The organism is Streptomyces sp. iso_384, assembly GCF_056172905.1.
In genome coordinates, this window is sequence record NZ_JBWBTT010000001.1 from 5,894,694 (window position 1) to 5,919,491 (window position 24,798).

The 24,798-nt window shown below is 71.2% G+C and carries 26 protein-coding genes; 7 read left to right on the top strand and 19 right to left on the bottom strand.

Features of this window, described 5'->3' with window-relative positions; all coding sequences use genetic code 11:
• Nucleotides 1-54: 54 nt before the first annotated feature.
• The 3 genes from AC0VY3_RS26335 to AC0VY3_RS26345 form a co-directional block, all read right to left on the bottom strand.
• Complete coding sequence (locus AC0VY3_RS26335; RefSeq protein WP_475550739.1) at nt 55-3,990, bottom strand: AAA family ATPase; 3,936 nt, start codon at nt 3,988-3,990, stop codon at nt 55-57.
• Nucleotides 3,991-4,312: 322 nt separating this feature from the next.
• Complete coding sequence (locus AC0VY3_RS26340; protein WP_006127885.1) at nt 4,313-4,525, bottom strand: hypothetical protein; 213 nt, start codon at nt 4,523-4,525, stop codon at nt 4,313-4,315.
• 439 nt (nt 4,526-4,964) lie between these two features.
• Nucleotides 4,965-5,246: an acylphosphatase gene (locus AC0VY3_RS26345; RefSeq protein WP_103512709.1), complete on the bottom strand. Its 282-nt coding sequence runs from the start codon at nt 5,244-5,246 to the stop codon at nt 4,965-4,967.
• 236 nt (nt 5,247-5,482) lie between these two features.
• On the opposite strand from AC0VY3_RS26345, the gene AC0VY3_RS26350 reads away from it, so the two are divergent.
• Together AC0VY3_RS26350 and AC0VY3_RS26355 are read left to right on the top strand one after the other, a co-directional pair.
• Nucleotides 5,483-6,442, top strand: coding sequence for a CAP domain-containing protein (locus tag AC0VY3_RS26350; RefSeq protein ID WP_475550740.1), 960 nt, complete (start codon nt 5,483-5,485; stop codon nt 6,440-6,442).
• 83 nt (nt 6,443-6,525) lie between these two features.
• On the top strand, nt 6,526-6,927 hold the full coding sequence (locus AC0VY3_RS26355; RefSeq protein WP_242736901.1) for a winged helix-turn-helix transcriptional regulator: 402 nt from the start codon (nt 6,526-6,528) through the stop codon (nt 6,925-6,927).
• Here AC0VY3_RS26355 and mutM read toward each other — a convergent pair.
• The 9 genes from mutM to AC0VY3_RS26400 all read right to left on the bottom strand — a co-directional run bounded on the left by mutM (nt 6,900) and on the right by AC0VY3_RS26400 (nt 16,207).
• Entirely contained in the window at nt 6,900-7,760 is an 861-nt protein-coding gene (gene mutM, locus AC0VY3_RS26360; protein ID WP_006127881.1) for a bifunctional DNA-formamidopyrimidine glycosylase/DNA-(apurinic or apyrimidinic site) lyase, read from the bottom strand. The two genes, AC0VY3_RS26355 and mutM, sit on opposite strands and share 28 nt — an antisense overlap.
• A gap of 140 nt (nt 7,761-7,900) precedes the next feature.
• The gene (gene rnc, locus AC0VY3_RS26365) at nt 7,901-8,725 is read right to left on the bottom strand and encodes a ribonuclease III (RefSeq protein WP_103512705.1); all 825 of its coding nucleotides are present in this window, start codon (nt 8,723-8,725) and stop codon (nt 7,901-7,903) included.
• Between the two features lie 19 nt (nt 8,726-8,744).
• Nucleotides 8,745-8,918, bottom strand: a complete 174-nt coding sequence (rpmF, locus tag AC0VY3_RS26370) for a 50S ribosomal protein L32 (RefSeq protein ID WP_003965982.1) — start codon at nt 8,916-8,918, stop codon at nt 8,745-8,747.
• A 2-nt stretch (nt 8,919-8,920) separates the two neighbouring features.
• Nucleotides 8,921-9,535: a YceD family protein gene (locus AC0VY3_RS26375; RefSeq protein ID WP_103512704.1), complete on the bottom strand. Its 615-nt coding sequence runs from the start codon at nt 9,533-9,535 to the stop codon at nt 8,921-8,923.
• Nucleotides 9,536-9,750: 215 nt separating this feature from the next.
• The gene (locus tag AC0VY3_RS26380) at nt 9,751-10,842 is read right to left on the bottom strand and encodes an ATP synthase F0 subunit B (RefSeq protein ID WP_103512703.1); all 1,092 of its coding nucleotides are present in this window, start codon (nt 10,840-10,842) and stop codon (nt 9,751-9,753) included.
• 116 nt (nt 10,843-10,958) lie between these two features.
• Nucleotides 10,959-11,438 (bottom strand): pantetheine-phosphate adenylyltransferase, encoded by a 480-nt coding sequence (gene coaD, locus AC0VY3_RS26385; protein WP_475551734.1) that lies wholly within the window; start codon nt 11,436-11,438, stop codon nt 10,959-10,961.
• Between the two features lie 26 nt (nt 11,439-11,464).
• A complete protein-coding gene (gene rsmD / locus AC0VY3_RS26390; RefSeq protein WP_475550741.1) occupies nt 11,465-12,049 on the bottom strand; it encodes a 16S rRNA (guanine(966)-N(2))-methyltransferase RsmD in 585 nt (194 codons plus the stop codon).
• A 118-nt stretch (nt 12,050-12,167) separates the two neighbouring features.
• A complete protein-coding gene (gene recG / locus AC0VY3_RS26395) occupies nt 12,168-14,381 on the bottom strand; it encodes an ATP-dependent DNA helicase RecG (RefSeq protein WP_475550742.1) in 2,214 nt (737 codons plus the stop codon).
• 62 nt (nt 14,382-14,443) lie between these two features.
• Nucleotides 14,444-16,207 (bottom strand): DAK2 domain-containing protein, encoded by a 1,764-nt coding sequence (locus AC0VY3_RS26400; RefSeq protein WP_475550743.1) that lies wholly within the window; start codon nt 16,205-16,207, stop codon nt 14,444-14,446.
• 257 nt (nt 16,208-16,464) lie between these two features.
• Between AC0VY3_RS26400 and rpmB the strand changes: the two genes are divergently transcribed.
• Complete coding sequence (gene rpmB, locus AC0VY3_RS26405) at nt 16,465-16,650, top strand: 50S ribosomal protein L28 (protein WP_006127872.1); 186 nt, start codon at nt 16,465-16,467, stop codon at nt 16,648-16,650.
• A 132-nt stretch (nt 16,651-16,782) separates the two neighbouring features.
• On the opposite strand, the gene thiD is transcribed toward rpmB, so the two are convergent.
• Both thiD and AC0VY3_RS26415 read right to left on the bottom strand, forming a co-directional pair.
• Nucleotides 16,783-17,592, bottom strand: coding sequence for a bifunctional hydroxymethylpyrimidine kinase/phosphomethylpyrimidine kinase (gene thiD / locus AC0VY3_RS26410; protein ID WP_475550744.1), 810 nt, complete (start codon nt 17,590-17,592; stop codon nt 16,783-16,785).
• 17 nt (nt 17,593-17,609) lie between these two features.
• Entirely contained in the window at nt 17,610-18,590 is a 981-nt protein-coding gene (locus AC0VY3_RS26415) for a thiamine-phosphate kinase (RefSeq protein ID WP_475550745.1), read from the bottom strand.
• Nucleotides 18,591-18,809: 219 nt separating this feature from the next.
• Here AC0VY3_RS26415 and AC0VY3_RS26420 point away from each other — a divergent pair, with 219 nt between their 5' ends.
• Together AC0VY3_RS26420 and AC0VY3_RS26425 are read left to right on the top strand one after the other, a co-directional pair.
• The gene (locus AC0VY3_RS26420) at nt 18,810-19,043 is read left to right on the top strand and encodes an Lrp/AsnC family transcriptional regulator (protein ID WP_006127869.1); all 234 of its coding nucleotides are present in this window, start codon (nt 18,810-18,812) and stop codon (nt 19,041-19,043) included.
• Between the two features lie 20 nt (nt 19,044-19,063).
• A complete protein-coding gene (locus AC0VY3_RS26425; protein WP_103512696.1) occupies nt 19,064-19,552 on the top strand; it encodes a DUF3515 domain-containing protein in 489 nt (162 codons plus the stop codon).
• Nucleotides 19,553-19,570: 18 nt separating this feature from the next.
• Here AC0VY3_RS26425 and AC0VY3_RS26430 read toward each other — a convergent pair whose 3' ends face one another.
• The 3 genes from AC0VY3_RS26430 to AC0VY3_RS26440 are packed head-to-tail and all read right to left on the bottom strand — an operon-like array spanning nt 19,571 to nt 22,540.
• A complete protein-coding gene (locus AC0VY3_RS26430; protein WP_103512695.1) occupies nt 19,571-20,746 on the bottom strand; it encodes a D-alanine--D-alanine ligase family protein in 1,176 nt (391 codons plus the stop codon).
• Between the two features lie 34 nt (nt 20,747-20,780).
• Nucleotides 20,781-21,791 carry an NAD(P)H-dependent glycerol-3-phosphate dehydrogenase gene (locus AC0VY3_RS26435; protein ID WP_103512694.1) on the bottom strand — a complete coding sequence of 337 codons (1,011 nt, stop codon included), beginning with the start codon at nt 21,789-21,791 and terminating at the stop codon, nt 20,781-20,783.
• Nucleotides 21,788-22,540: a lysophospholipid acyltransferase family protein gene (locus tag AC0VY3_RS26440; RefSeq protein ID WP_103512693.1), complete on the bottom strand. Its 753-nt coding sequence runs from the start codon at nt 22,538-22,540 to the stop codon at nt 21,788-21,790. Before AC0VY3_RS26440 ends, AC0VY3_RS26435 begins: the two co-directional genes overlap by 4 nt.
• 150 nt (nt 22,541-22,690) lie before the next feature.
• On the opposite strand from AC0VY3_RS26440, the gene cofC reads away from it, so the two are divergent.
• Nucleotides 22,691-23,374 carry a 2-phospho-L-lactate guanylyltransferase gene (cofC, locus tag AC0VY3_RS26445; protein WP_103512692.1) on the top strand — a complete coding sequence of 228 codons (684 nt, stop codon included), beginning with the start codon at nt 22,691-22,693 and terminating at the stop codon, nt 23,372-23,374.
• 10 nt (nt 23,375-23,384) lie between these two features.
• Nucleotides 23,385-23,588 carry a hypothetical protein gene (locus AC0VY3_RS26450; RefSeq protein WP_103512691.1) on the top strand — a complete coding sequence of 68 codons (204 nt, stop codon included), beginning with the start codon at nt 23,385-23,387 and terminating at the stop codon, nt 23,586-23,588.
• A gap of 105 nt (nt 23,589-23,693) precedes the next feature.
• Here the strand turns inward: AC0VY3_RS26450 and AC0VY3_RS26455 are convergent, their stop codons facing one another.
• Both AC0VY3_RS26455 and AC0VY3_RS26460 read right to left on the bottom strand, forming a co-directional pair.
• Nucleotides 23,694-24,368: an HU family DNA-binding protein gene (locus AC0VY3_RS26455; protein WP_103512690.1), complete on the bottom strand. Its 675-nt coding sequence runs from the start codon at nt 24,366-24,368 to the stop codon at nt 23,694-23,696.
• Between the two features lie 142 nt (nt 24,369-24,510).
• A complete protein-coding gene (locus AC0VY3_RS26460; protein ID WP_032790676.1) occupies nt 24,511-24,738 on the bottom strand; it encodes an SCO5555 family protein in 228 nt (75 codons plus the stop codon).
• Between the last annotated feature and the right edge of the window lie 60 nt (nt 24,739-24,798).

A 24,798-nucleotide genomic window follows, 5' to 3' on the forward strand; every position in this document is an offset into this window, starting at 1 on the left:
GAGCGCACAAAAGGTGCATTGAACCTCTGATGGTTCGGTCGTTGCGGTAAAGGATCAGCGCAGCCGCTGGCTGATGACCTTCGAGACCCCGTCGCCCTGCATGGACACGCCGTACAGCGCGTCGGCGACTTCCATCGTCCGCTTCTGGTGCGTGATCACGATCAGCTGGGAGCTCTCCTGGAGCTCCTCCATGATCCGGATCAGCCGCTGCAGATTGGTGTCGTCGAGCGCGGCCTCGACCTCGTCCATCACATAGAACGGACTGGGCCGGGCCTTGAAGATCGACACCAGCAGTGCCACGGCCGTCAGGGACCGCTCGCCGCCCGACAGCAGGGAGAGCCGCTTCACCTTCTTGCCCGGCGGACGCGCCTCGACGTCCACCCCGGTGGCCAGCATGTTGTCCGGGTCGGTCAGGACGAGCCGCCCCTCACCGCCGGGGAAGAGCCGCGAGAAGACGCCCTCGAACTCACGGGCGGTGTCCCGGTAGGCCTCCGTGAAGACCTGCTCGACCCGCTCGTCGACCTCCTTGATCACCTGGAGCAGATCGGCCCGGGTCTTCTTCAGGTCTTCAAGCTGTTCGGACAGGAACTTGTGCCGTTCCTCGAGCGCCGAGAACTCCTCCAGGGCGAGCGGATTCACCTTCCCGAGTTGCTGGTACGCCCGTTCGGCCGCCCGCAGCCGCTTCTCCTGCTCGGGCCGCCGGTACGCCTTCGGCTGGTTACGCGGGTGCTCCGGGTCCTCCGGCAGTTCCTCGCCCTCCGCGGCGGGCGACGGCGGCACGAGCTGGTCGGGGCCGTACTCGGAGACCAGCCCCGCGGGCTCCACGCCCAGCTCCTCCAAAGCCTTCGTCTCCAGCTGCTCGATCCGCAGCCGCTTCTCCGCGCCCAGCACCTCGCCCCGGTGGACCGAGTCGGTGAGCTTGTCCAGCTCGCCCTTCAGCGCCCGGCACCGGTCGCGCTCGACGGTCAGCTCGCGCTCCCGCTCGCCCTTCGCCGCCTCGGCCGACGTCCGCTCCTGGTCGGCCCGTACGAGAGACACCTCGACGTGCGCCAGCAGCTGACGGGCGCCCGAGGCCACGGCGGAGGCGACCTCGGCCTCGTACCGCAGCCGGGCCCGGCGCTGTTCGGCACGGGTGCGCGCCTCGCGTTCGACGCGGGCGGCCCGGTCCAGCGAATCGGCGCGGCCGGCCAGCGCCTTGACCCGCTCCTCGTGCGTACGGGCCTGGAGCCGGGCCTCCATCTCGGTCTGGCGGGCGTTGGCCCCGTCGGCGGCGAGCCGGTCCCGCACCGAGGTGTCGGGCTCCTCCTCGGCCGGGGCCTCCTCGGCGACCAGCAGCCGCTCCGCCAGCTCCTCGGCCTCCTCGGTCGCCCGTTCCAGGGCCTCCTGGGCGCGGGCGGCGGAGGCGGTCATCCGCTCGGCCTCGCCCGCCGCGCCCCGGGCCTGCCCGGCGAGCCGCCCGAGCTGCTGGGCGACACCGGACTTCTCCCGCTCGGCCGCCCGGCGGCGCTCCCCCAACTCCTCGACGAGCGCGGTCCGCTCCGTGCGCCGCTCCCCCGCCAGCCGCTGGGCCTCCGCCAGCTCCTGGCACCGTACGGCCAGGTCGGCCAGCTCGGCGGCGGCCTCGTCGACGGAGGCCTGCACCTCCAGGAGGCTGGGCGCACCGGCGGAACCGCCGTGCGCGAAGTGGGCGGAGAGCACGTCCCCTTCACCGGTCACCGCGGTCAGCCCGGGGTGCGCGGCCACCAGCGCCTCGGCATCCTCCAGCGTCCCGACGACCACCATGTCCGGTACGAGGCGGCGCACGGCCCCGACGAGTGCGGCGGGCCCGCGCACGAGGTCGGCGACGGCGGGCGCGGCGAGGGCGGTGACCGTCTCGGCACGGCCGCCCGGGAGGGCGACACCGGCGGGCGGACCGCTGTGCTGCGCGGGCGGCCCGGATTCGGTGGCGTCGTGGATGCCGTCCTGGGCGGGCAGCTGAGGTTCCGTCCCGGCGTGCGCGGCAGGCGCGGGCTCCGTACCACCGTGAGCGCCACCCTGACCGGGCAGCACGGCGGCCGCGGGATGCGGGGCGCCTTCCCGTACAGGTGCCGGAGTCTGCTCACCGGACTGCTCGGGTACGGGCGTCTGTTCCGCGGACCGCTCCGGTACGGGTGTCTGCACACCGGGCCGCACCGGTACGGGTGTCTGCGCACCTGGCCGCTCCGGTCCGGGTGTCTGCTCCCCCGGCTGCTCCGGCACGTGGTGGGGCCGGGCCCCCGCGCCGTCGGCCGACACCGTGCCCAGCAGCATCGCCGCGCGCCCCGCGTCCCGTTCGCGCAGCAGCCTGATCGCGTCGGCGGCCGTGGCCGGGTCCGTGACGGCCACCGCGTCCGCCGCAGCGCCGAGGGCGGCCGCGACGGGGATCTCGTACCCGGGCTCCACGGTCAGCAGTTCGGCGGCCGGGCCGAGGAGCCCGGCCGGCCGGTCGCGGGCGCCGAGCAGCACGCCCGTGCCGTCCTTGCGGCGCAGCCCGAGGGCCAGCGCCTCGTGCCGGGCGGCGACCGCCGCCCGCCTGCGCTCGGCGGCCGTGGCCTCCTCGCGGGCCGCGCCGTGGGCGGACCGCGCCTCGGCGAGGGCCTCCTTGGCCTCCTCGTGGCGGGCGGCCAGCTCCTCGTCGACGTCGTCCAGCCCGTCGACCTCGGCCTTGAGCTGCTCGTACTCCTCCTGCGCGGTCACCGCGCGCTCCTGCGCCTCGTCGCGCGCGGCGGCCAGCCGGTCGATCTCGGCCTGGGCCGAACCGGCCCGGCTGCGGGCCGCGTTGACCTGGCCGTTCAGCCGGGCGAGCCCCTCGCGCCGGTCCGCGATGGCACGGGCGACGTCCTTGAGGCGGCGCTCCTCGGCGGCCAGCTCGCGTTCCAGGTCGGCGCGGTGGGCCGCGGTGTCCTCCAGCGCGTGTTCGGCCGCCTCCAGGGCCGCCGTCAGCTCCGCCTCCTGCTCGCGGATCCGGGCGGCCTCGCGCTCCAGGTCCTCGGGGTCGCGGCCCCGGCGCTCCTCGGCGGGCGCCTCGGAGGCGCTGCGGACCCGGGCGTCGGCCAGCGAGATCGTGCCGCGGACCCGTTCGGCCAGCTGCGACAGCTCGTACCAGGTCTGCTGGGCGCGCTGGAGCCGGGGCGCGAGCCGGCGCACCTCGCCCTCCAGCTCGGCTTCCCGGGCGAGCGCCGCGCCCAGCTCGGTCTCGGCCGCGTCCTTGCGCTTCTTCAGCTCCGCCTCGTCGGCGACCTCGTCGCGCAGCGCGTCCCGCAGGGTCACCAGGTCGTCGGCGAGGAGCCGGAGCCTGGCGTCGCGCAGATCGGCCTGGATGACGGCGGCCCGGCGGGCGACGGCGGCCTGCCGGCCGAGCGGTTTGAGCTGGCGGCGCAGTTCGTCGGTGAGGTCCTGGACCCGGGCCAGGTTGGCGCCCATCGCGTCCAGCTTCCGCAGCGCCTTCTCTTTCCGCTTGCGGTGCTTGAGGACGCCCGCGGCCTCCTCGATGAAGGCCCGGCGGCCCATCGGGTCGGCGTGCAGCACGGAGTCCAACTGGCCCTGGCCGACGATGACGTGCATCTCGCGGCCGATGCCGGAGTCGGAGAGGAGTTCCTGGATGTCGAGCAGCCGGCAGGTGTCGCCATTGATCTGGTATTCGCTGCCGCCATTGCGGAACATGATCCGAGTGATCGTCACTTCGGCGTACTCGATGGGCAGAGCGCCATCGGAATTGTCGATGGTCAGCGACACTTCGGCGCGGCCGAGCGGGGGCCGCCCGGTCGTCCCGGCGAAGATCACGTCTTCCATCTTGCCGCCGCGCAGGGATTTGGCGCCCTGTTCCCCCATGACCCAGGAGAGCGCGTCCACCACATTGGACTTTCCGGATCCATTGGGTCCGACGACGCAGGTGATCCCCGGTTCGAACCGCAGGGTGGTGGCGGACGCGAACGATTTGAAACCACGCAGGGTCAGGGCCTTGAGGTGCACGCCGCCGGACTCTACCTTTCGCTCTCGGTTTCGCTGATGAAGGTGCAGGGCACATCAGACGGTAAGCGAAGGCCGGTAGGCCCGGGATGGGGGTCGGGCAAAGAAAAAGGGACGCCGAAGCGTCCCTGTGAATCTTGCTGGCGACACGGTGGATCCAGCTGCGGTCCTGCGTGGTGCATCGCAGAGCGACCGGACAACGACGTCCCCGGTGTTGCGGGGACCCCGGTGTTCGGTGACGACGATCCGTGACGCAGGACGAATCAGAGGTGCTCCGAGGCTGCTGAGCGTGCTCGGCCCGACCGGCCCGAAGGGGCCATCATGGTCAGGTCAGCGCAGGCTCGCCCTGGGGTACGTCGATGTCGATGCTGTCGAGCAGCGACTCTTGGTGCTGGGCGGCGGCGTTCAGCGCGTCGTTCTCGTCCTGGATCCGGGTGAGCTCGGATTCCAGGTCCTGGACGCGCTGCTGGAGCCGTCGCATCTCGGCGAGGAGTCGCGGGTCGGAACCGCCGACGTAACCGAGAAGCGCCTTTGCCATGATGGATGGTCCTCCACAATGAGTGACCGACCGATGCGGTGTGGGTCGTCAGGGGATCGCACCCGCGGTGCTCGGCAGGGCTCTGTCACCACTGCGGTTCTGCTGCTAATCAGCTCTACCGAACAGCTAAGGTGCGCGGGGTTTTCAGCGTCTCACCAAAAAGTTTGACGGTCAACACGATCACACCCTGTGTACCCGGGTGTCCCGGGGGCGCGCGGCCGGACGATCATGCGGCGCGACTCTCCTGCGGGACCCCGAGGGGTGTGCGGATCTTCGTCAATGCCGCAGCCTTGCACGACATCCCGTATCTGGCAACCATCGGTCGCCATCGGGTCCCGTCGCAGGTCATTTCGGGTGCGGGGCCCCGGACGGCGTTCCGGTGACCGTTCGGGGCGCGGTCTTCACCGAGCGGATCCGAGGGGGGCCTCGCAGGGCGGGATCAGCGGATGGCGAATCCGTCGTATCCACCGCGCGGGGTGTCCCAGATCTCAGTGACGCCGTCCACGCGCCCGGGAGTGTCGTCGGACCGCAGCCAGTCCAGCAGACGGTGGCAATTCTCACGCGACCCTTCAGCCACGATCTGCACTCTGCCGTCGTCGAGATTGAGGGCGAACCCGATGAGGCCGCCGATCTCCAAAGCATTTGCCCTGGTGAACCAGCGGAAGCCTACTTGCTGTACTCGGCCGCGTACCCATACGACGAGGCGCGCTTGTTCATTCATGCCCGAACGCTAACCGGCCAATTGCTCTCGAAGCACGTCGCCCCCTTTCGCCCATGGGCTACAGTCCCGTCGCAACAGCCTCACTCGATCGGGTGAGTATCGGACGGACGCGGGCGGAAAGTCGATCAAGCGGCATTCGCTCCGCGTACGACCGAATTCGATCATCGTGGCAGTTCAGCAACGGGGCAGTCGCGTGACGTCACAACGGCGTCCGGAGCATCAGGAAGGCACAGCGCATGGGACGCCACCGACGATCCGCCGCAGGCCCCGCCGCTGAGGAGTCCGCGGCCGGGGCCGCTTCCCGGCGCCGGGGCACGCGCCGGAAGAAGTCCGCCGTGCCGATCCGCACCGGGCTCCTCGGCGTCTCGGCGGCCGTGGCGGTCGGCGCGGTCGCCGTCGCCTCCGGCCTGCTGCCCGGCGGCGACACCTCCACGTCCGGCAACACCACCGCCGCCGACCAGGTACGCAGCGGCGGCGCTCCGGACCTGCTGACGCAGGGCGGCAGCTCCACGGCGCCGGCAGACCGCTCCTCCTCACCCGCCAGCCGGGGCAGCGAGCGCCCGGAGGCGCCCAGCAAGTCCCCGTCGAAGTCGCCGTCCGCGACGTCCTCGGCCTCGGACTCCCCCTCGAAGTCGGCCGCCCCCTCCACCTCGAAGAAGGCGGAGGAGTCGAAGAAGCCGGCCGCCACCCCGTCGAAGAAGTCGAAGGCGTCCTCCTCGACACCGGAGAAGAGCACCGCCCCGGCGAGCAAGGCCCCGGCCGCGCCGAAGACCTCCGCCGCCCCGCCGCCCAGCAAGAAGCCGAGCCCTTCCCCCACCGACGCCTCCGCACGCTCCGAGGTGCTGGCTCTGGTGAACCAGGAACGCGCGAAGGTCGGCTGCTCCCCGCTGTCCACCAGCGCCCCGCTGACCTCGCTCGCACAGAAATTCAGCGAGGACATGGCGGCCCGCGGCTTCTTCGACCACACGGACCCGGACGGCGACACCCCCTGGGACCGGGCCGCCCAGGCCGGTGTACAGGGGCTCGGCGCGGAGAACATCGCCCGCGGACAGGCGGACGCCCAGGCCGTGATGGAGGCCTGGATGAACAGCGACGGCCACCGCGCGAACATTCTCAACTGCGACTACAAGACCATCGGCATCGGCGTCCACGAGGGCTCCGGCGGCCCGTGGTGGGTCCAGAACTTCGGCTTCTGACCCGCGCCGGGCCCACCTCAGGTCCACTTACTCCCGCACAGCGCTCCCTCGGGGTGAGCACTGTGCGGGAGTAAGCTTTTGATATGGCCAGCGATACGGATACGGACAGCTTCGACAGCCTCGCGTTCGACGTCTTCTCCCGCGCGTGCCCCTCGCGCTCGACGCTGGAGCATGTCACCGGACGCTGGGGCGGTCTGACGCTCGGCGCGCTGTACGAGGAGAGCCTCCGCTTCAACGAGCTGCGCCGCCGGGTCGACGGGGTCAGCGAGAAGATGCTCTCCCAGACCCTGCACGCGCTGGAGCGCGATGGGCTCGTCCTGCGGGAGGCCCAGCCGGTCAACCCGCCGCGGGTGGACTACGAGCTCACCCCGTTCGGCCGCGAGGTCACGGAGAAGCTGCTCGGGCTGATCCATCTCGTGGAGGAGCGGATGGGCGATGTGCTCTCCGCCCGAGCGCGTTACGACGAGGCGCGCGGCGGCCGCTGACAGCGCGGGCAGTAGTAGCTGGAGCGGTTCATCCAGGCGCGGCGGCGCATCGGGGTGGAGCACCGGTTGCAGGGCTCGCCCTCACGGCCGTACGCGTCGAGCGACCGGTCGAAGTAGCCGGACTCGCCGTTCACGTTGACGTACAGGCTGTCGAAGCTGGTGCCGCCCTGGGCGAGCGCCGCGTTCATGACGTCGCGGGCGTGGCCGAGCAGTTCGGCGGACTTGGGGCGGGTCAGGGTCGCGGTGGGCCGGTCGTAGTGCAGCTTGGCGCGCCAGAGCGCCTCGTCCGCGTAGATGTTGCCGACGCCGCTGATCAGCGACTGGTCGAGCAGGGCGCGCTTGACCGTCGTACGGCGCAGGCGCAGCGCGGTGTGGAAGGCGGCGTCATCGAAGAGCGGGTCGAGCGGGTCCCGAGCGATGTGCGCGATGGTGTCCGGCAGGCCGTCGGGGGTGTTGTCGTGCAGCGAGAGCCCGCCGAAGGTGCGCTGGTCGACGAAGCGCAGCTCGGTGCCGAGCGCGTCGTCGAACCGCATCCGGATCCGCAGGTGCTTCTCGTCGGGGGCGTCGGCGGGCTGCACCAGCAGCTGTCCGCTCATGCCGAGGTGCCCCAGGAGCGAGGCGGAGGCCTCCTCGATCGGCACCCAGAGGTACTTGCCGCGGCGCATCGCCGCCCCCAAGCGGGCTCCTCTGAGCCGGGCGGCGAAGTCGACGCCGCCCGCGAGGTGCCGGCGGACCGAGCGCGGGTGCAGAACCTCGACCTCGGTGACCGTGCGGCCGCTGACCCAGCGCTCCAGGCCCCGGCGGACGACTTCGACCTCGGGCAGCTCGGGCACGGTGCACCACTCCAGACACATCGACGGTAGTACGGGGGTGGGACGGGCGGAAACGCGAAGACCGCGGTGGCCGCGGGAGCCGCCCCCTGGACAGGGAAAACCCCTCGGTGCACATGGCACCGAGGGGTTCTCGTTGTGCTTCAGGCCGGAGCGGCGTCCGTGTTCGGCATCGGGTCGGCAGGGGTGTCGGCGGCCCCTCCGTCGGTCGCGGACTTCTCCGCGGCCTGCCGTGCCTCTGCGGCGGCGCTGATCTCGCGCCAGGCGGACTCGGCCGCCTGCTGCTCCGCTTCCTTCTTGCTACGGCCGGTGCCGGTGCCGTACGAGACACCACCGACGCGAGCGGCAGCAGTGAAGGTCTTCTCGTGATCCGGACCGGTCTCCGTGACGAGGTACTCGGGGACTCCGAGGCTCTCGCTCGCGGTGAGCTCCTGGAGGCTGGTCTTCCAGTCCAGGCCGGCACCGAGGTTCGAGGACCTGTCGATCAGCGGGTCGAAGAGCCGGTGGACCAGCTCCGAGGCCGCGCCGAGGCCCTGGTCGAGATAGACCGCGCCGATCACTGCTTCCAGTGTGTCGGCGAGGATGGAAGCCTTGTCCCGGCCCCCCGTGCCCTCTTCACCGCGGCCGAGCCGGATGAAGGAGCCGAGTTCGAGGCCGCGGCCCACTTCCGCAAGCGCACGCGAGTTGACCACCGCGGCCCGCAACTTGGCCAGCTGGCCTTCGGGCAGGTCGGGGTGGGTGCGGTACAGCGTGTCCGTGACCACCAGGCCGAGCACCGAATCCCCGAGGAATTCGAGCCGCTCGTTGGTGGGCAGACCGCCGTTCTCGTATGCGTACGAACGGTGGGTCAGCGCACGCACCAGAAGGGCGGACTCGAGGTGATACCCGAGCCGCCCTTCCAGAAGCGTGTGGGACGAGGCTGTGTTGACGTTGTCTGCCTGCTTCTTGGCGCTGGACAACTCAGACATCGGGCCTCTCACCAGCCGCTCAGACCTCGAGGACCTGGCGCTTGTTGTAGGTGCCGCAGCTCGGGCACGCAATGTGCTGGAGCTTGGGCTCCTGGCAACGCTCGCACGAAACCAGGGTGGGGACCGCAGCCTTCCACTGCGACCGGCGGTGGCGCGTGTTGCTGCGCGACATCTTCCGCTTCGGAACAGCCACGGCTACTTCTCCTGCTTCTCGTCGACGCCCGGTTCGGCGCCGCCCATGTTGTCCTTCTCGCCGTCCTGAACGGTCTCGGCGAGTCCTTGCAGTGCCGCCCAACGAATGTCGACGGCGTCGTGGTGATGGTCCGGATTCTCGTCCAGCCTGATTCCACATTCGGAACACAGACCGGCGCAGGTCTCCTTGCACACCGGCTGCATGGGCAGTGCGAGCACTACCGCGTCACGCAGCATTGGTTCGAGGTCGAACAAGCCGTCCTCGAGGAAGAACCTGTCCTCGTCGTCCTCGGCGTCGTCGGCCGGTTCCGCCGCACTGCTGCGGCCCCGGTCATCGGCGTCAGGGTACGAGAACATTTCCTGGAAGTCCGCGTCGACCTCTACGGTCAGCGGCTCCAGACACCTTACGCACTCCCCCTCGGCGGTCGCACGGGCGGTGCCTGTGACAAGCACCCCTTCCATGACCGATTCGAGGCGGAGGTCCAGCTCCACCGGTGCGCCTTCCGGCACGCCGATGACGCCGTCGATGCCCAGGACCGGTGAACCGGGTGCTTCCACCGAGCGGGTCAGCCGCTTCATGGCACCGGGACGCCGGCCCAGCTCGTGCGTATCGAACACGAGAGGGTTGCGGTGGTCGAGGTGGCCGTTCAGGGCTTTTCCTGCTTTCGAATCATGGGTGTCGTACTGCGAAGGAAGGGCCGTCTACGGTCCGGGACGAACCGCCTCCGTTCCGAGACGAAACGGGCAGCCGAGATCGCGGACCTATGTGCGACCGAGGATTCAGGATACTGGACGGACCGCTCAGCACCCAATCGGGTCGGCCCGCCCCGGGGTCAGCGGCCCTCTTCGTACCGGCGCAGCTGCTCCAGGTCGATCATGCTGGTGTCGAAGAGGCTGGTCTCGTCCAGCGCGCCGCCACCCTGCTGGCCGGGCCCCTGGGGCTGCTGGGGCTGTTGCTGCCAGCCGTAGTCCGGCTGGGCGGCCGGCTGGGGCGGGTAGCCGTTCGGGTCGTAGCCCTGCTGCTGGTAGGCCGCGTACGGGTCGGGCTGCTGCTGGTAGCCGTACGCGTCCTGCATGCCCTGCTGGACCGGCTGCTCCTGGTAGCCGTACGACGCCTGCGCGTAGCTCGGCTCGCCCTGCGGCTGTGCGGAGTACTGCGGCTGCTGGGGCGCCTGCCGCGGTTCCGGGGGGGCGAGCTCGGCGAGGCCGGCCAGATAGTCGGCGTCGCTGGTGTGGCCCTGGCCGCCCGCCGCGTCCTGGGCGGCGATGTGCGCGCCGAGGTCGTCGGTGGCGACCCGGCCGTGCAGCTTCTGCCGGCCCCGGCCGACCGCCTCCAGGGTCTTGGCGAGGACGGCCTCGAAGGCGCCGAACTTGGCGTCGACATAGGCGTCGGCCCGCTGCCGCAGGGTCTCCGGGTCGGCGCTGCGCTCGGGGGCCTCGGCGAAGTCGGGGTCCTGGTAGCCCTGCTCGTCCAGGCCCTGGCCACGGCCGAGGAGCTTCTCGCGGCCGCGGTCGACGGAGCCGATGGTCTTGGTGAGGACGACCTCGAAGTTGGCGAGCTTGCTGTCGACGTAGTCGTCGGCCTCGGCCCGGACCTCCTCGGCCTCGCGGCGGGCCTCGGACAGGATCCGGTCGGCCTCGCTCTGCGACTGGCGGACGATCTCGGTCTCGGAGATCAGCGAGCCGCGCTGGGTATGGGCGGACTCGATGATCCGCTCGGCCTCCCGCCGGGCCTGCTCGGCGAGCTGCTCATGGCCGCCGAGCAGCTCCTGGGCCTGGGCGAGGGAGCCGGGCAGCGCCTGGCGCACCTCTTCGAGCATGGCGAGCAGCTCGGCGCGGTTGACCACGCACGAGGCCGACATGGGCATGGATCGGGCGCTCCCGACCGCTTCGACGATCTCGTCGAGCTTCTTCTGCACGTCCACCGTGTGCTCGCCACTCTCTGCTGCTCTGTTGAAGCTGCTGCTCCGTTGGAGACGGACGGGACGACTGTAAGGCCAGTCGGCCGCCACCCGACACCTGGTGACGGCCCGTCAGGTTCTCAGCGTTCGCCGAGGCGCTTCACCAGCGCCTCGTGGACGGCCGGCGGCAGCAGGTGGGAGACGTCGCCGCCCCAGGTCGCCACCTCCTTGACCAGCGAGGACGACAGGAAGCTGTACGTCGGGTTGGTCGGCACGAACAGCGTCTCGACGCCCGAGAGGCCGTTGTTCATCTGGGCCATCTGCAGCTCGTAGTCGAAGTCGCTGACGGCCCGCAGGCCCTTCACGATCGCCGGGATCTCCCGCTGCTTGCAGAAGTCGACCAGCAGGCCGTGGAAGGACTCCACCTCGACGTTGCCGAAGTCGGCGGTGACGTTGCGGATCAGCTCGATCCGCTCGTCCACGGTGAACAGCCCCTTCTTGGACTGGTTGATCATCACCGCCACGTGCACCACGTCGTACAGCTTCGAGGCTCGGCCAATGATGTCGAGATGTCCGTTGGTGATGGGGTCGAACGACCCCGGACAGACGGCGCGGCGCACTGTGATTCCCTCGCTCTCCGGTCCGGTCATCGTGCGTCTTCGCACGTAGCGGCGGCGCGACCGTACCAAAGCGTTCCCTCGCCGTAGCGACGGGACCGCAGTGGCTCGAATCCCGCGGGCCAGCCGAATTCTCCGCCCCGGGTGCCGCGTTCCACCGTGACGAGCGCATCGGCCGTGAGCCACCCCTGAGCACGGAGTGTGAGCAGGATCTCGCGAAGATCGTCGTCGGTGACGGCGTACGGCGGGTCCAGGAAGACGATGTCGTACGGGTCCGAGGGCGCCGGTCCTGTCACGATCTGCTCGGCTTTGCCCGCCCGGACCTCGGCGTCGGGGAGGCCGAGGGTGCGGACGTTGTCGCGGACCGTGCGGACCGCCTTCGGATCGGCCTCGACGAGCAGGGCGTGGACCGCGCCCCGGGAGAGCGCTTCGAGGCCGACCGCGCCGGATCCGGCGTACAGATCGGCGACGCGGCTGCCTTCGAGGGTGCCGAGCAGCGCCTGCCAGGTGGAGAAGAGGCCCTCGCGCGCACGGTCGGAGGTGGGGCGGGTGCCGGTGCCGGGCGGGACGGCCAGGCGGCGTCCGCCGGCCGAGCCGGCGATCACGCGGGTCATGGGTGTGGGGTCCTCGGGGTCGGGGGCGTACGGAGGGGCCCGCGGGGTGCGAGGGCCGTGCGTCCACGATATGGCGTGCGGCCCGCAGCGGCCCGACCGGCAGGACGCCCCCGCGCCCTCACCCCTTGTCGAGATACTCCTCGCGCTCCTTGTCCAGCAGGGCGGCCAGCACCGTGCGCAGCTCCGGCAGGTGCTCCAGCTCCGGGTCGGCGGCGACGATCGCGACGGCCTCCTCGCGGGCGGCGGCGATGACCTCCTCGTCGTCGATGACGGTGAGCATCCGCAGCGAGGAGCGCACTCCGGACTGGGCCTGGCCCAGCACATCGCCCTCGCGGCGCTGTTCGAGGTCGATCCGGGAGAGCTCGAAGCCGTCGAGGGTGGCGGCGACGGCGGAGAGCCGGGCGCGGGCGGGGCTCGCCTCGTGGGCCTCGCTGACCAGCAGGCAGAGCCCCGGGGCGGAGCCACGGCCGACGCGGCCGCGCAGCTGGTGGAGCTGGGAGACGCCGAAGCGGTCGGCGTCCATGATCACCATGGCGGTGGCGTTGGGGACGTTGACGCCGACCTCGATGACGGTGGTGGCGACCAGGACGTCGACATCACCGGCGGCGAACCGGCGCATGACGTCGTCCTTCTCGTCGGGGTGCATCCTGCCGTGCAGCACCTCGACGCTCAGTCCGGCCAGCGCGCCCTTGCGCAGCTCGTCGGCGATCTCCAGGACGGCGAGCGGCGGGCGCTTCTCCGGGTCCTCCTCGGCGGTGTTCTTCTTCGCCTTGCCCTTCTTCCCCCCGGCCTCCTCCGCGTCGTCGCCGATGCGGGGGCAGACGACGTACGCCTGGTGGCCGTTCCCGACCTCCTCGCGGACGCGTTCCCAGGCGCGGGCGAGGAAGTGGGGCTTGTCCTTGGCGGGGACGACATGGCTGGCGATCGGGGAGCGGCCGGCCGGGAGCTGGTCCAGGACGGAGGTCTCCAGGTCGCCGAAGACCGTCATGGCGACCGTACGGGGAATGGGGGTGGCGGTCATGACGAGGAGGTGGGGCGGTTGCTTCCCCTTCGAGCGCAGGGCGTCGCGCTGCTCCACGCCGAAGCGGTGCTGTTCGTCCACGACGACCAGGCCGAGGTCGTGGAACTGCACCTTGTCCTCGATGAGGGCGTGGGTGCCGATGACGATCCCGGCCTCGCCGGTGACCAGGTCGAGCAGGGCCTGACGGCGGGCGGCCATGCCCATGGAGCCGGTGAGCAGGACGACCTTGGTGCCCCGGTCCGAACCCCCGAGCATGCCGCCCTCGGCCAGCTCGCCCATCATCTCGGTGATCGAGCGGTGGTGCTGCTGGGCCAGGACCTCGGTGGGGGCGAGCATCGCGGCCTGGCCGCCCGCGTCGACCACGGTGAGCATCGCGCGCAGGGCCACCATCGTCTTTCCGCTGCCCACCTCGCCCTGGAGGAGTCGGTGCATCGGGTGCTCGGTGGCCAGGTCGTCGAAGATCTCCTTGCTGACCTTCTCCTGGCCCTCGGTGAGGGTGAAGGGCAGCTTGGCGTCGAACGCGTCCAGCAGCCCGTCCGCGACGGGGCGGCGGGCGACGGCGGGCAGCTGGGTGTCGGCGTACCGGCGGCGGGCCAGGGCGACCTGGAGGACGAACGCCTCGTCCCACTTGAGCCGGGCCTTGGCGTCCTCGATGTCCGCCTTCGTCTGCGGGCGGTGCACCTTCAGCAGGGCCTCGGGCAGCGGGGTGAAGCCGCGGCCCTCGCGGAGCGAGGCGGGCAGCGGGTCCACCGCGTCCTGCGCGCTGGGCAGGACGGCGTCGACGGCCTTGGCGATCCGCCAGGAGTCGAGCTGCTTGCAGGCGGGGTAGATCGGCAGCAGCCGTCCGGCGAAGGCGTCCACGGCCTCGGTCGCCTCGTCTGCGTCGGAGGCGTCGAGGAGTTGGTACGTGGGGTGGGCGAGCTGCATCTTGCGGTTGAAGACGGAGACCTTGCCCGCGAACATCGCTTGGCGGCCGGGGAGCAGCTCCTTGTGCGGCTTGTGGACGCCGTGGCCGAAGAAGACCAGCTGGAGGCGGCCGCTGCCGTCGGTCAGGGTGACCTCCAGGCGTTTGCCCCGGCCGTTGTTGAACATCAGGATCCGGGCGTCGGCGACCTGGGCGACGACCGTGACGTGCTCGTCCAGCGGGAGGTCGGCCAGCGCGGTCAGCTTGCCGCGCTCCTCGTACCGCCGCGGGTAGTGGTGCAGCAGATCACCGACCGTGTGCAGGTCGAGGTGTTCGGCCATCACCTTCGCGGTGGCTCCGCCGAGCAGCTTCTTGAGAGGTTCATCGAACGAGGACACGCGATCCATTGCACACCACGGCACTGACAGCTGTCCGCCGGGCACGCACGGCCCGCCGCTACCACTCGCCGCTACTCGACGCCGATCAGCAGCGGTGCGCGCTGGTGCCCGCCCCGGTAGACCACGGTGTCCACGGCGAGATGGCCCTCGCGTACGTGCTCCTCCAGCGCGTCGGCCAGCGAGTCCGGGACGTCCTCGCCGAGGACGAGGGTGACCAGTTCGCCTCCGGCCGCCAGCATCCGGTCGAGCACGGTGCGGGCGGTGGCCGGGACGTCGGCGCCGATCACGGCCACGTCGCCGTCGATCAGGCCGAGGATGTCACCGGCCTGGCAGACCCCGGCCATGGTCCACGACTGGCGCTCGGCGACGGCCAGTTCGGCGTAGCGGGTGGCTCCGGCGGCGGCGGTCATGGCGACCACGTCCTCGTCGAAGCCCCGGTCAGGCTCGTGGACGGCGAGGGCGGCGATGCCCTGGACGGCGGCGCGGGTCGGCACGAGCGCGACCCTGACCCCCTCGGTCCTGGCCTGTTCGGCGGCCGCGGCGGCGGTGTGGCGCAGGGCCGCGTCGTTGGGCAGGAGCACCACCTCGCGGGCGTGGGCGCGGCGGATGGCGTCGACGAGTTCGCCGCTGGCGGGCGGTTCGCCGGGGCGGGCGATCACGGTGGTGGCGCCGGCCTCGGTGCAGAGCCCGGCCAGGCCGTCGCCGGGGACCACGACGACGACGGCGCGCTGGGCGGGTTCGGCCTGGACGCGGACGTCGTGGCCGCTCTCGGTGGCGAAGTGGGTGATCCGGATCCGGTACGGCCGGCCGGCCTCGACGCCCGCCTCCACGGCGGCCCCGGCGTCGTCGACATGGACGTGGACGTGCCAGAGCCCGTCCCCGCCGACCACGACCAGGGAGTCGCCCAGCGCGTCGAGCCGGGTCCGCAGCCGGGCCACCTGCTCGTCGCGGGCCTCCAGGAGGTAGATCACCTCGAACGCGGGCCCGACGCCCCCGTCCTCGGGGCAGTCGAGCGGCCCGTCCCCCGCGGCTCCGCCGGGAACGCCGCCCACGGGAAGGTCTCCCTCCATGACGCCCTCCACCGGAGTGCCGCCCGCCGGAAGCCCCACCACCGAACCCCCGTCACCCCCGTCACCCCCGTCCACGGTCATGGGCGCCTTCCCGGAACTCCCGGAACCGGTACGGGGTCCCCGTACGGGAGGCTGCCCGGTCACCGTCTCCACCAGCGCGCCCAGGACCGCCACCAGGCCGCGGCCCCCGGCGTCGACCACGCCCGCCCGGCCGAGGACGGCGAGCTGCTCGGGGGTGCGCGCGAGGGCGGCGCGCGCGCCCTCGTAGGCGGCGGTGACGACGGTGCCCAGGTCGGAGTGCTCCCCCCGGGCGGCCTCGGCGGCCTCGGCGGCGACGGTGAGCACGGTGCCCTCGACCGGGTGGGCGACAGCCTGCCGGGCCGCGTGGGCGGCACTGGTGAGGGCGAGGCGCAGATGGGCCGCGTCGCCGCCGTCGGCCAGCACCCCGGCCATGCCGCGCAGCAGCTGGGCCAGGATCGTGCCGGAGTTCCCGCGGGCGCCGATCAGGGCGCCGTGCGCCATGGCGCGTACGGCGTCGGCGGTGGCGGGTGCGGTGGTGCCGGTCTCGTGCGCGGCGAACACCGCTTCGACGGCCGCGGCGGCGGACTCGACGGTCAGATAGAGGTTGGTGCCGGTGTCCCCGTCGGCGACGGGATAGACGTTGATCGCGTCGATCTCCGCGCGCTCCCGGCCCAGCGTCTCCAGGGCCAGCGAGCACCACGTGCGTACCGCGACGGCGTCCAGGTCGTCGGGGAGCTGCGGCACCGATGGTCCTCCTTGAAGCGGCCGTGGCAACGGGCTGCACCGCAGGTTAGCCCGCCTGCCGGGGTCCCGGCAGGGACAGGGGCCGGGAGGGCGGGCGGCCGAGCCGTGGTAGTTTCGTATCTCCGAAGCAGGCGTTGTATGCTGCTCCGGTTGCCCGATGAGAGTCGGGCCATCCCTCCGGTACCGCCACTTCAGTCGAACTGATTCCGGCGCGCCGGAATTCACTGTAAGTGCATCTGAAGTCTTTGGAGTGACCCGTGGCTGCCAACTGCGACGTTTGCGGCAAGGGGCCGAGCTTCGGCAACAGCGTTTCGTTCTCGCACCGCCGTACGTCCCGTCGCTGGAATCCCAACATCCAGCGCGTGCGTGCCGTGGTCGGTCGGACGCCGAAGCGGCTCAACGTCTGCACCTCGTGCATCAAGGCCGGCAAGGTCGCGCGCTGACGTCCCCGTCGTAGCGCAGCCTTCCGGTTGCCCAAAAAGCCGGTCCATCTCGGTGGACCGGCTTTTTGCTGTGCTCAGGAGCTTTTCGCCGTGCTCAGAAGCTGATCGGGCGGCAGGGCCAGCCGGAGCCCGTCAGTCGGCCGGCCGGGTCAGCCAGCCGTGGTCGACCGGACCGATACCGCCGCCGAGCGGGAAGCCGGCCTCGATCGCGCCGGTGACGTACGTCTTCGCGTCCCGTACCGCCGTGGGTACGTCCATCCCGAGCGCGAGCCCGGAGGCGATGGCGGAGGCCAGGGTGCAGCCGGTGCCGTGGGTGTGGCGGTTGTCGTGCCGGGGGGCGCGCAGCCAGTGTTCCGCGCTCCCGTCGGTGAGCAGGTCCACCGCCTCGCCGGGCAGATGGCCGCCCTTGATCACGACCCAGCGCGGCCCGAAGCCGAGGATCTCCTCGGCGGCACGGCGCATTCCGCTCTCGTCGGTGACCCGGACGCCGGTGAGCTGGGCCACTTCGTCGAGGTTCGGGGTGGCGACGGTGGCGACGGGCAGCAGCTTCGTCCGTACGGAGTCGAGGGCCTCGGCGGCGAGGAGCGCGTCGCCGTGCTTGGAGACGCCGACCGGGTCGACGACGACGGGGGCGTCGGTTCCGGCGAGGAGTTCGGCGACCGTCTCCACGAGGGCGGCCGAGGCGAGCATGCCGGTCTTCACGGCCTGGACGCCGATGTCGTCGACGACGCTGCGGTACTGGGCGCGTACGGCGTCCACCGGAAGCTCCCACGCGCCCTGGACGCCGAGGGAGTTCTGTGCGGTGACGGCGGTGAGCACGCTCATGCCGTGCACGCCGAGGGCGAGCATCGTCTTCAGATCGGCCTGGATCCCCGCACCGCCGCCGGAGTCGGATCCGGCGACGGTGAGCACACGGGGCGGGACAGCGGTACGTATGGACATACGCAGCAATCTAACGGTCACCGGGGCTGGTGGGTGTCCTCGATGGAGCCGAAGTGGTCCCAGCCGCCCCTGCTGGTCCAGGGCGCGCCGTCGACGGTGACCTGGGGCAGGGCGGAGGGGTTGAGGACCTCGCCGATCACCTTCCAGCGGGCGGGCAGTTTCACGTCCGGCGGGAAGGTCGCCACGATCGCGTGGTCCTCCCCCCCGGTCAGCACCCACTGGAGCGGGTCGACGCCGACGGCCTGGCCGATGTCGGACATCTGTGAGGGGATGTCGATCAGGCCGGAGCGCAGGTCTATGCGGACCTTGCTGGACTCCGCGATGTGGCCGAGGTCGGCGACGAGGCCGTCGCTGACGTCGGTCATCGCGGTGGCGCCGAGTCCGGCGGCCGCGGGGCCCGCGTGGTACGGCGGCTCCGGGCGGCGGTGGGCCTCGACGAAGGCGCGGGGCGAGCGGAAGCCGCGGGAGAGCACGGCGTATCCGGCGGCGGACCAGCCGAGCCAGCCGGTGACCGCGACGACGTCGCCGGGGCGGGCGCCGCCCCGGGTGACGGGTTCGTGGTTGCGCAGATCGCCGAGCGCGGTGATCGCGACGGTGATCGTGTCGCCGCCGACCACATCGCCGCCCACCACGGCCGCGCCCGCCACCTGACACTCGTCGCGCAGTCCGTCCATCAGCTCGGCGGCCCAGGTGACGGGGAGGTCGGCGGGGACGACGAGGCCGAGGAGCAGCGCGGTGGGCACGGCGCCCATCGCCGCGATGTCCGCGAGGTTCTGGGCGGCGGCCTTGCGGCCGACGTCGTACGCCGTCGACCAGTCGCGGCGGAAGTGCCGCCCTTCCAGCAGGATGTCCGTACTGGCCACGACCCTGCGGTCGGGGGCGGCCACGACCGCGGCGTCGTCGCCGGGCCCCAGCCGTACCGCCGGAGTGGTGGTGAGCCGGGACGTGAGCTCTCTGATGAGCCCGAACTCCCCCAACTCGCCCACGGTTCCCTTCACCGAGTCTCACCTCTCCTTTATCGCCCCGGACACCCGTCCGGGCCCCCGGTCGCGAGCCGTCTGTGCTGTCGGTACCGTCAAGAGATACGTCAACTTCTGCGCCCTGTACGCCACGCTGTGGGCGTCATCCGGCCCGTAGGTCTCCCCGCGGCCCGCGGCGACGCGATAACGTGGCGTCCCTTTCCCCCACATGATCCTCGTGGCCGCCCTGGAGGTTCCGTGGTACAGGCGTACATCCTCATCCAGACCGAGGTGGGCAAGGCGTCGATCGTCGCCGAGACCATCTCCAAGATTCCGGGAGTCATCCAGGCAGAGGACGTCACCGGTCCGTACGACGTGATCGTGCGGGCCCAGGCAGACACGGTCGATGAACTCGGCCGCATGGTGGTCGCCAAAGTGCAGCAGGTGGACGGCATCACACGAACCCTGACCTGCCCGGTCGTCCACCTCTGACCCCCGTCTAGGCTGGGCCGGTGACGTCATCCGCCCGCCGTTCCCCACGCTCGATATTCCTCGGTCCGTCCGCTGCCGTGCTCGTGCTGGCCGCGGCGGGCTGTTCCCTCAGCGACGCGCAGCCCTCGGTCACGGTTCCCACACCGTCCTCGGAGGCCGCAGCGTACTGCGAGGCCCTGCACGAGGAACTGCCGGAGGCCGTCCTCGAACTGGAACGCAGCGACCCCTCCCCGGCTTCGGAGCTGACCGCCGGCTGGGGGGACGGGGCGATCGTACTGCGCTGCGGGGTCCCCCGGCCCGCGAAGATGGACGACCCCCAGTCACAGGGCGTCGAGGCGGACGGGGTGCAGTGGATGCTGGAGGAGCCCGAGGACTCCGGACCGCGGTTCACCACCACGTACCGCAAGGCGTACGTCGAGGTCACGCTCTCCTCGGCGTACGCCCACGACATCACGCCGCTGGCCTCGTTCGCCGGCCCCATCGCGAAGACGGTCCCGAACCGGCTCTGAGGCCCGCGGGCGGTTCCGTCAGCGCAGTCCGGTGGAGCGGTTCAACGCGGCCTGGATCAGCCGGTCGACCAGCTCCGGATAGTCGACGCCGCTCTCCTGCCACATGCGCGGGTACATCGAGATCGGGGTGAAGCCCGGCAGGGTGTTGATCTCGTTGATGACGAAACCGCCGTCCTCGGTGAGGAAGAAGTCGGCGCGCACCAGGCCCTCGCAGGAGACGGCGTCGAAGGCGGCGACGGCGAGCCGCTGCACCTCGGCGGTCTGCTCCTCGGTGAGCGGGGCGGGCACCAGACCGGCGGCCGAGTCGATGTACTTGGCCTCGAAGTCGTAGAAGTCGTGCGCGGTGACCGGCGGGATCTCGGCGGGCACGCTGGCGCGCGGGCCGTCCTCGAACTCCAGCACCCCGCACTCGATCTCCCGGCCGCGCAGCAGCGACTCGACGAGGAACTTCGGGTCGTGGCGGCGGGCCTCCTCGATCGCCTCGTCGAGGCCTTCGAGTCCGTCGACCTTGGTGATGCCCATCGAGGAACCGCCGCGGGCGGGCTTGATGAACAGCGGCCAGCCGTGCTCGCCGGCGAAGTCCACGATCCGCTTGCGGGCGGCGGCCGGGTCGCTCTCCCACTCGCGGGGGCGGACGACCTCGTAGGGTCCGACCGGCAGCCCGAAGGAGCGGAAGACCCGCTTCATGTACTCCTTGTCCTGGCCGACGGCCGAGGCGAGGACGCCCGCGCCGACGTAGGGCACTCCGGAGAGCTCCAGAAGCCCCTGGAGGGTGCCGTCCTCGCCGTACGGTCCGTGCAGCACGGGAAAGACGACGTCGACCTCGCCCAGCGCCTTGGGCACCGATCCCGGTTCGCTGTAGAGGACCTCGCGGCTGCCGGGGTCGACGGAGAGCGTGACGCTGCCCTCGGCGGACTCGGCGAGCCCGTCCACATCGGGGACCTTGCGGTCGGCGATGGCCATGCGTTCGGGCTCGTCCGCGGTGAGCGCCCAGCGGCCGTCCGTCGTGATGCCGATCGGCAGGACGTCGTACGTGGTCCGGTCGATGGCCTTCATGACGGCGCCGGCCGTGACGACCGAGATGCCGTGTTCGGAGCTGCGGCCGCCGAACACGACCGCCACACGGGGCTTGCGACGCTGCTGCTCAGGGCTCTCGCGGCGCTCAGGGCTCTGGGGGAGGTTCTCGCTGCTCATATCGCGATGAGCGTACCTGCTGGTAGGGGAGACGTCAGCGTCGCTCGGCCTTGGCGCTCCGCGACATCAGCTCCTTCACCGCGACGACCGGGGACTTGCCCTCGTGGACGATGGAGACGACGGTCTCGGTGATGGGCATGTCGACCCCGTGCCTGCGGGCCAGGTCGAGGACCGATTCGCAGGACTTGACGCCCTCCGCGGTCTGCTTGGTGACGGCGATCGTCTCCTGGAGCGTCATGCCGCGGCCGAGGTTGGTGCCGAAGGTGTGATTGCGCGAGAGCGGCGAGGAGCAGGTCGCCACCAGGTCGCCCAGGCCCGCGAGTCCGGAGAACGTCAACGGGTCCGCGCCCATGGCCAGGCCCAGACGGGTGGTCTCGGCGAGGCCCCGGGTGATGAGGGAGCCCTTGGTGTTGTCGCCGAGGCCCATGCCGTCCGCGATGCCGACGGCGAGGCCGATGACGTTCTTCACGGCGCCGCCGAGCTCGCAGCCGACCACGTCGGTGTTGGTGTACGGCCGGAAGTACGCGGTGTGGCAGGCGGCCTGGAGGCGCTGGGCGACGGACTCGTCGGCGCAGGCGACGACGGCCGCGGCGGGGCGGCGCTCGGCGATCTCCTTGGCCAGGTTGGGGCCGGAGACGACGGCGATACGGTCGGCGGAGACCTTGGTCACGTCCGCGATCACCTCGCTCATCAGCTCGGCGGTGCCCAGCTCGACGCCCTTCATCAGGGAGACCAGGACGGTGTCCGGCCCCAGGTGCGGGGCCCAGTCGGCGAGGTTGGCGCGGAGCGTCTGCGAGGGCACCACGAGGAAGGCGAACTCGGCGCCGCGCAGGGCCTCGGCGGCGTCGGTGGTGGCGCGGATGGAGTCGGGGAGCTCGATGCCCGGGAGGTAGTCCGGGTTGGTGTGCGTGGTGTTGATGGTCTCGGCGACCTCGGCGCGGCGCCCCCAGAGGGTGACGTCGCAGCCCGCGTCGGCGAGGATCACGGCGAAGGCCGTACCCCATGAGCCGGTTCCGAAGACGGCTGCTTTTACGGGGTGCGTCACGTGGGTCCCTTTCCCTGGGCCCTGCGCCGTTGTTCAGCACGGGCTTTGCGGTGATCGTAGAGCTCGGCGGGCGCCTTCTCGCCGCGCAGGTCCTCCAGCTCGCGGGTGATGGCCGCCATGATGACCTCGGTCGCCTCGCGCAGCACCTCGGGGGTGGGCTCCAGGCCGTGGAAGCGGCTGAGGTCGACGGGCGGCCCGGCCTGCACCTGGAGCGTCTTGCGGGGGAACAGCCGGAACTTGTTCTCCTTGGCGTACGGCGGCATCGCGAGGTTGGCGCCCCACTGGGCGACCGGGATGACGGGCACCTTGGTCATCAGGGCGACCCGGGCGGCCCCGGTCTTGCCGGCCATCGGCCACATGTCGGGGTCGCGGGTGAGGGTGCCCTCGGGGTAGAAGGCGACGCACTCGCCGCGCTCGATGGCCTCCACGGCGGCCCGGAAGGCGTCCAGGGCGTTGGTGGTCTCGCGGTAGACGGGGATCTGGCCGGTGCCGCGCAGCATCATCCCGACGAACGGGGTGCGGAAGAGGCCGGCCTTCGCCAGGAGGCGCGGCACGCGCCCGGTGTTGTACTGGAAGTGGCCGTAGGAGAGCGGGTCCAGATAGGAGTTGTGATTGACGGCGGTGATGAATCCGCCGTCGGCCGGAATGTGTTCCATCCCCCGCCAGTCGCGCTTGAACAGAACCACCAATGGCGGCTTGGCGATAACCGCCGCCAGGCGGTACCAGAAGCCGATTCTGCGGCGGGACACTCGGACACCTTCCTTAGGGACTTTGACCTGCTGGCTGGCTACTGACGGTCAAGTCTCGCCCCAGGCCCCTGCTCTGTCGAGAACACCGTACGCCTCACGTTGCGTAGGGGTCCTCCGGGTTGTCGTACCGGCAGGCGAGAATAGGTGCCGATGCGTACGGAGGGGGAGATCGCCACGAACACCGATCCGGCCGGGCCCTGGTCCCTGGTCGTTCCGCTGAAGCCGCTCGCACGGGCCAAGAGCCGCCTGGGGCGGGCGGCGGGCGAGGCTGCGCGGCCTCTGCTGGCCCTGGCCTTCGCCCAGGACACGGTGGCGGCGGCGCTGGCCTGTGCGCGGGTGCGCGATGTGGTGGTCGTCACGGACGACGCCGTGGCCGCGGCGGCGCTTTCCGCGCTCGGGGCGCGGATCGTGCCGGACGATCCGGGGGCCGGGCTCAACGCGGCGCTCGCGCACGGCGCCCGCTCGGTGCGGGCCGTGCGGCCCGCCGCCGCGGTGGCCGCGCTCAACGCGGATCTGCCCGCGCTGCGCACCGGTGAATTGGAGCGGGTGCTCGATTTTGCTTCCGCTTTTCCCAGCGCATTTCTCCGGGACGCGGCGGGAATCGGTACGACATTTCTGGCCGCCGCGAGCGGTGCGGAATTCCGTCCGGCTTTCGGTGGCCCGTCCGGGTCACGGCACCTGGCGTCGGGGGCGGTGGAAATAGCGCTGTCCGGCGTCGACTCGGTGCGCCGGGACGTCGATACGGGCGAGGATCTGCGGGTGGCCCTGGCCCTGGGAGTGGGGCCGCACACGGCACGGATCGCGGCCGTGCCCGCCCCGGCGGCCGACCGATAGGCTGCCGCCCATGCAGGCGACCTCGTACACGTACGACCCCGAGACCCGCAGCGGCAGCGTGCTGCTGGACGACGGCACCCCAGTGGAGTTCGACGCCCCGGCCTTCGACGCGGGCGGCCTGTTGCTGCTGCGCCCGGGGCAGCGGGTACGGATCGAGGGCGAGGGCGAGGGGGCGGAGCTGCGGATCACGCTGGTGACCCTGCAGACGTTCTAGAAGTGGTTCGCTGGGCCGAACGGGGCCCGGACAGCCCGCGGGCCGGGCTCCCCCGGAGGGGAGCCCGGCCCGGCGCGTTGTGAGGTAAGAGCGGGTGGCCCGGTCTCACTTCTTGCGTGCGGTGGCCTTCTTGGCCGTGGTCTTGCGCGCCGTGGTCTTCTTCGCGGGCGCCTTCTTCGCCGTGGTCTTCTTGGCGGGCGCGGTCTTGCTGGCGACGGTCTTCTTGACCGCGGCGGAGGTCTTCTTCGCCGGAGTCGCCTTCTTCGCGGCCGCGGAGGTCTTCTTGGCGGTCGCGGTGGTCTTCTTCGCGGTGACCTTCTTGGCTGCGGCGGTGGTCTTCTTCGCCGGAGTCGCCTTCTTGGCGGTGGTCTTCTTCGCGGTGGCCTTCTTGGCGGCCGACTTCTTGGCGGCGGCGGCCTTCACCGTCGTACGGGCGGCGGAAGATCCGCCCGAGAGGCTGCCCTTGGGCGCCTTCTTGACGGCCACGTCGTTCTTGGGGAGCTTCTTCGAGCCGCTCACCAGGTCCTTGAAGCCCTGACCCGCGCGGAAGCGGGGCACCGAGGTCTTCTTGACCCGGACGCGCTCACCCGTCTGCGGGTTGCGGGCGTACCGGGCGGGGCGGTCGACCTTCTCGAACGAGCCGAAGCCGGTGACCGAGACACGGTCCCCGGCGACAACGGCACGGACGATCGCGTCGAGTACCGCGTCGACGGCGTCCGCGGCCTGCTGACGGCCGCCGACCTTGTCGGCAATCGCTTCTACGAGCTGCGCCTTGTTCACGTCTTCCCCTTCGGAGACATTGCCAGAACGAAAGTGTTCAAGCTTTTTCGCACGTTAGGCAGATATATACCGCAAATCAAACACGAAACGGGCTAATCACCCTAGTGCCGCAACGAAGTCGACCGATGCGCAGTTCCACGTGTCAGTCACCTTCGGGGAATCGGCCCTCATCGAGGTCCTTCATCAACCGGTCCAGACGCCTTGCCGCGTCCGGGAGATCGTGCTTCGCCGCGGCCGTGACGACCAACAGCTTCCGGGTCAGCGCCATCCTTACGCTCTCCGGGACTTGCAGTGCACGCACCTTCGCGTGCGCTTCCTTCAATCGGTCGGCGACTTGGCCATAGAGCTTGAGTTGGCTGTCGCGTTCCATGCACCGATTGTGCCATCTGGGGCGAGTTGTCGCCCGACGGGGTCTCAACAAGCGACTGCG

Bases quoted from the DNA above. Each gene is read 5' to 3' on its own strand.
- AC0VY3_RS26340 (WP_006127885.1), bottom strand. From the start codon at position 4,525: ATGGCAAAGGCGCTTCTCGGTTACGTCGGCGGTTCCGACCCGCGACTC.
- AC0VY3_RS26345 (WP_103512709.1), bottom strand. From the start codon at position 5,246: ATGAATGAACAAGCGCGCCTCGTCGTATGGGTACGCGGCCGAGTACAG.
- AC0VY3_RS26350 (WP_475550740.1), top strand. From the start codon at position 5,483: ATGGGACGCCACCGACGATCCGCCGCAGGCCCCGCCGCTGAGGAGTCC.
- AC0VY3_RS26355 (WP_242736901.1), top strand. From the start codon at position 6,526: ATGGCCAGCGATACGGATACGGACAGCTTCGACAGCCTCGCGTTCGAC.
- rnc (WP_103512705.1), bottom strand. From the start codon at position 8,725: ATGTCTGAGTTGTCCAGCGCCAAGAAGCAGGCAGACAACGTCAACACA.
- rsmD (WP_475550741.1), bottom strand. From the start codon at position 12,049: ATGACCCGCGTGATCGCCGGCTCGGCCGGCGGACGCCGCCTGGCCGTC.
- recG (WP_475550742.1), bottom strand. From the start codon at position 14,381: ATGGATCGCGTGTCCTCGTTCGATGAACCTCTCAAGAAGCTGCTCGGC.
- thiD (WP_475550744.1), bottom strand. From the start codon at position 17,592: ATGTCCATACGTACCGCTGTCCCGCCCCGTGTGCTCACCGTCGCCGGA.
- AC0VY3_RS26430 (WP_103512695.1), bottom strand. From the start codon at position 20,746: ATGAGCAGCGAGAACCTCCCCCAGAGCCCTGAGCGCCGCGAGAGCCCT.
- cofC (WP_103512692.1), top strand. From the start codon at position 22,691: ATGCGTACGGAGGGGGAGATCGCCACGAACACCGATCCGGCCGGGCCC.
- AC0VY3_RS26450 (WP_103512691.1), top strand. From the start codon at position 23,385: ATGCAGGCGACCTCGTACACGTACGACCCCGAGACCCGCAGCGGCAGC.
- AC0VY3_RS26460 (WP_032790676.1), bottom strand. From the start codon at position 24,738: ATGGAACGCGACAGCCAACTCAAGCTCTATGGCCAAGTCGCCGACCGA.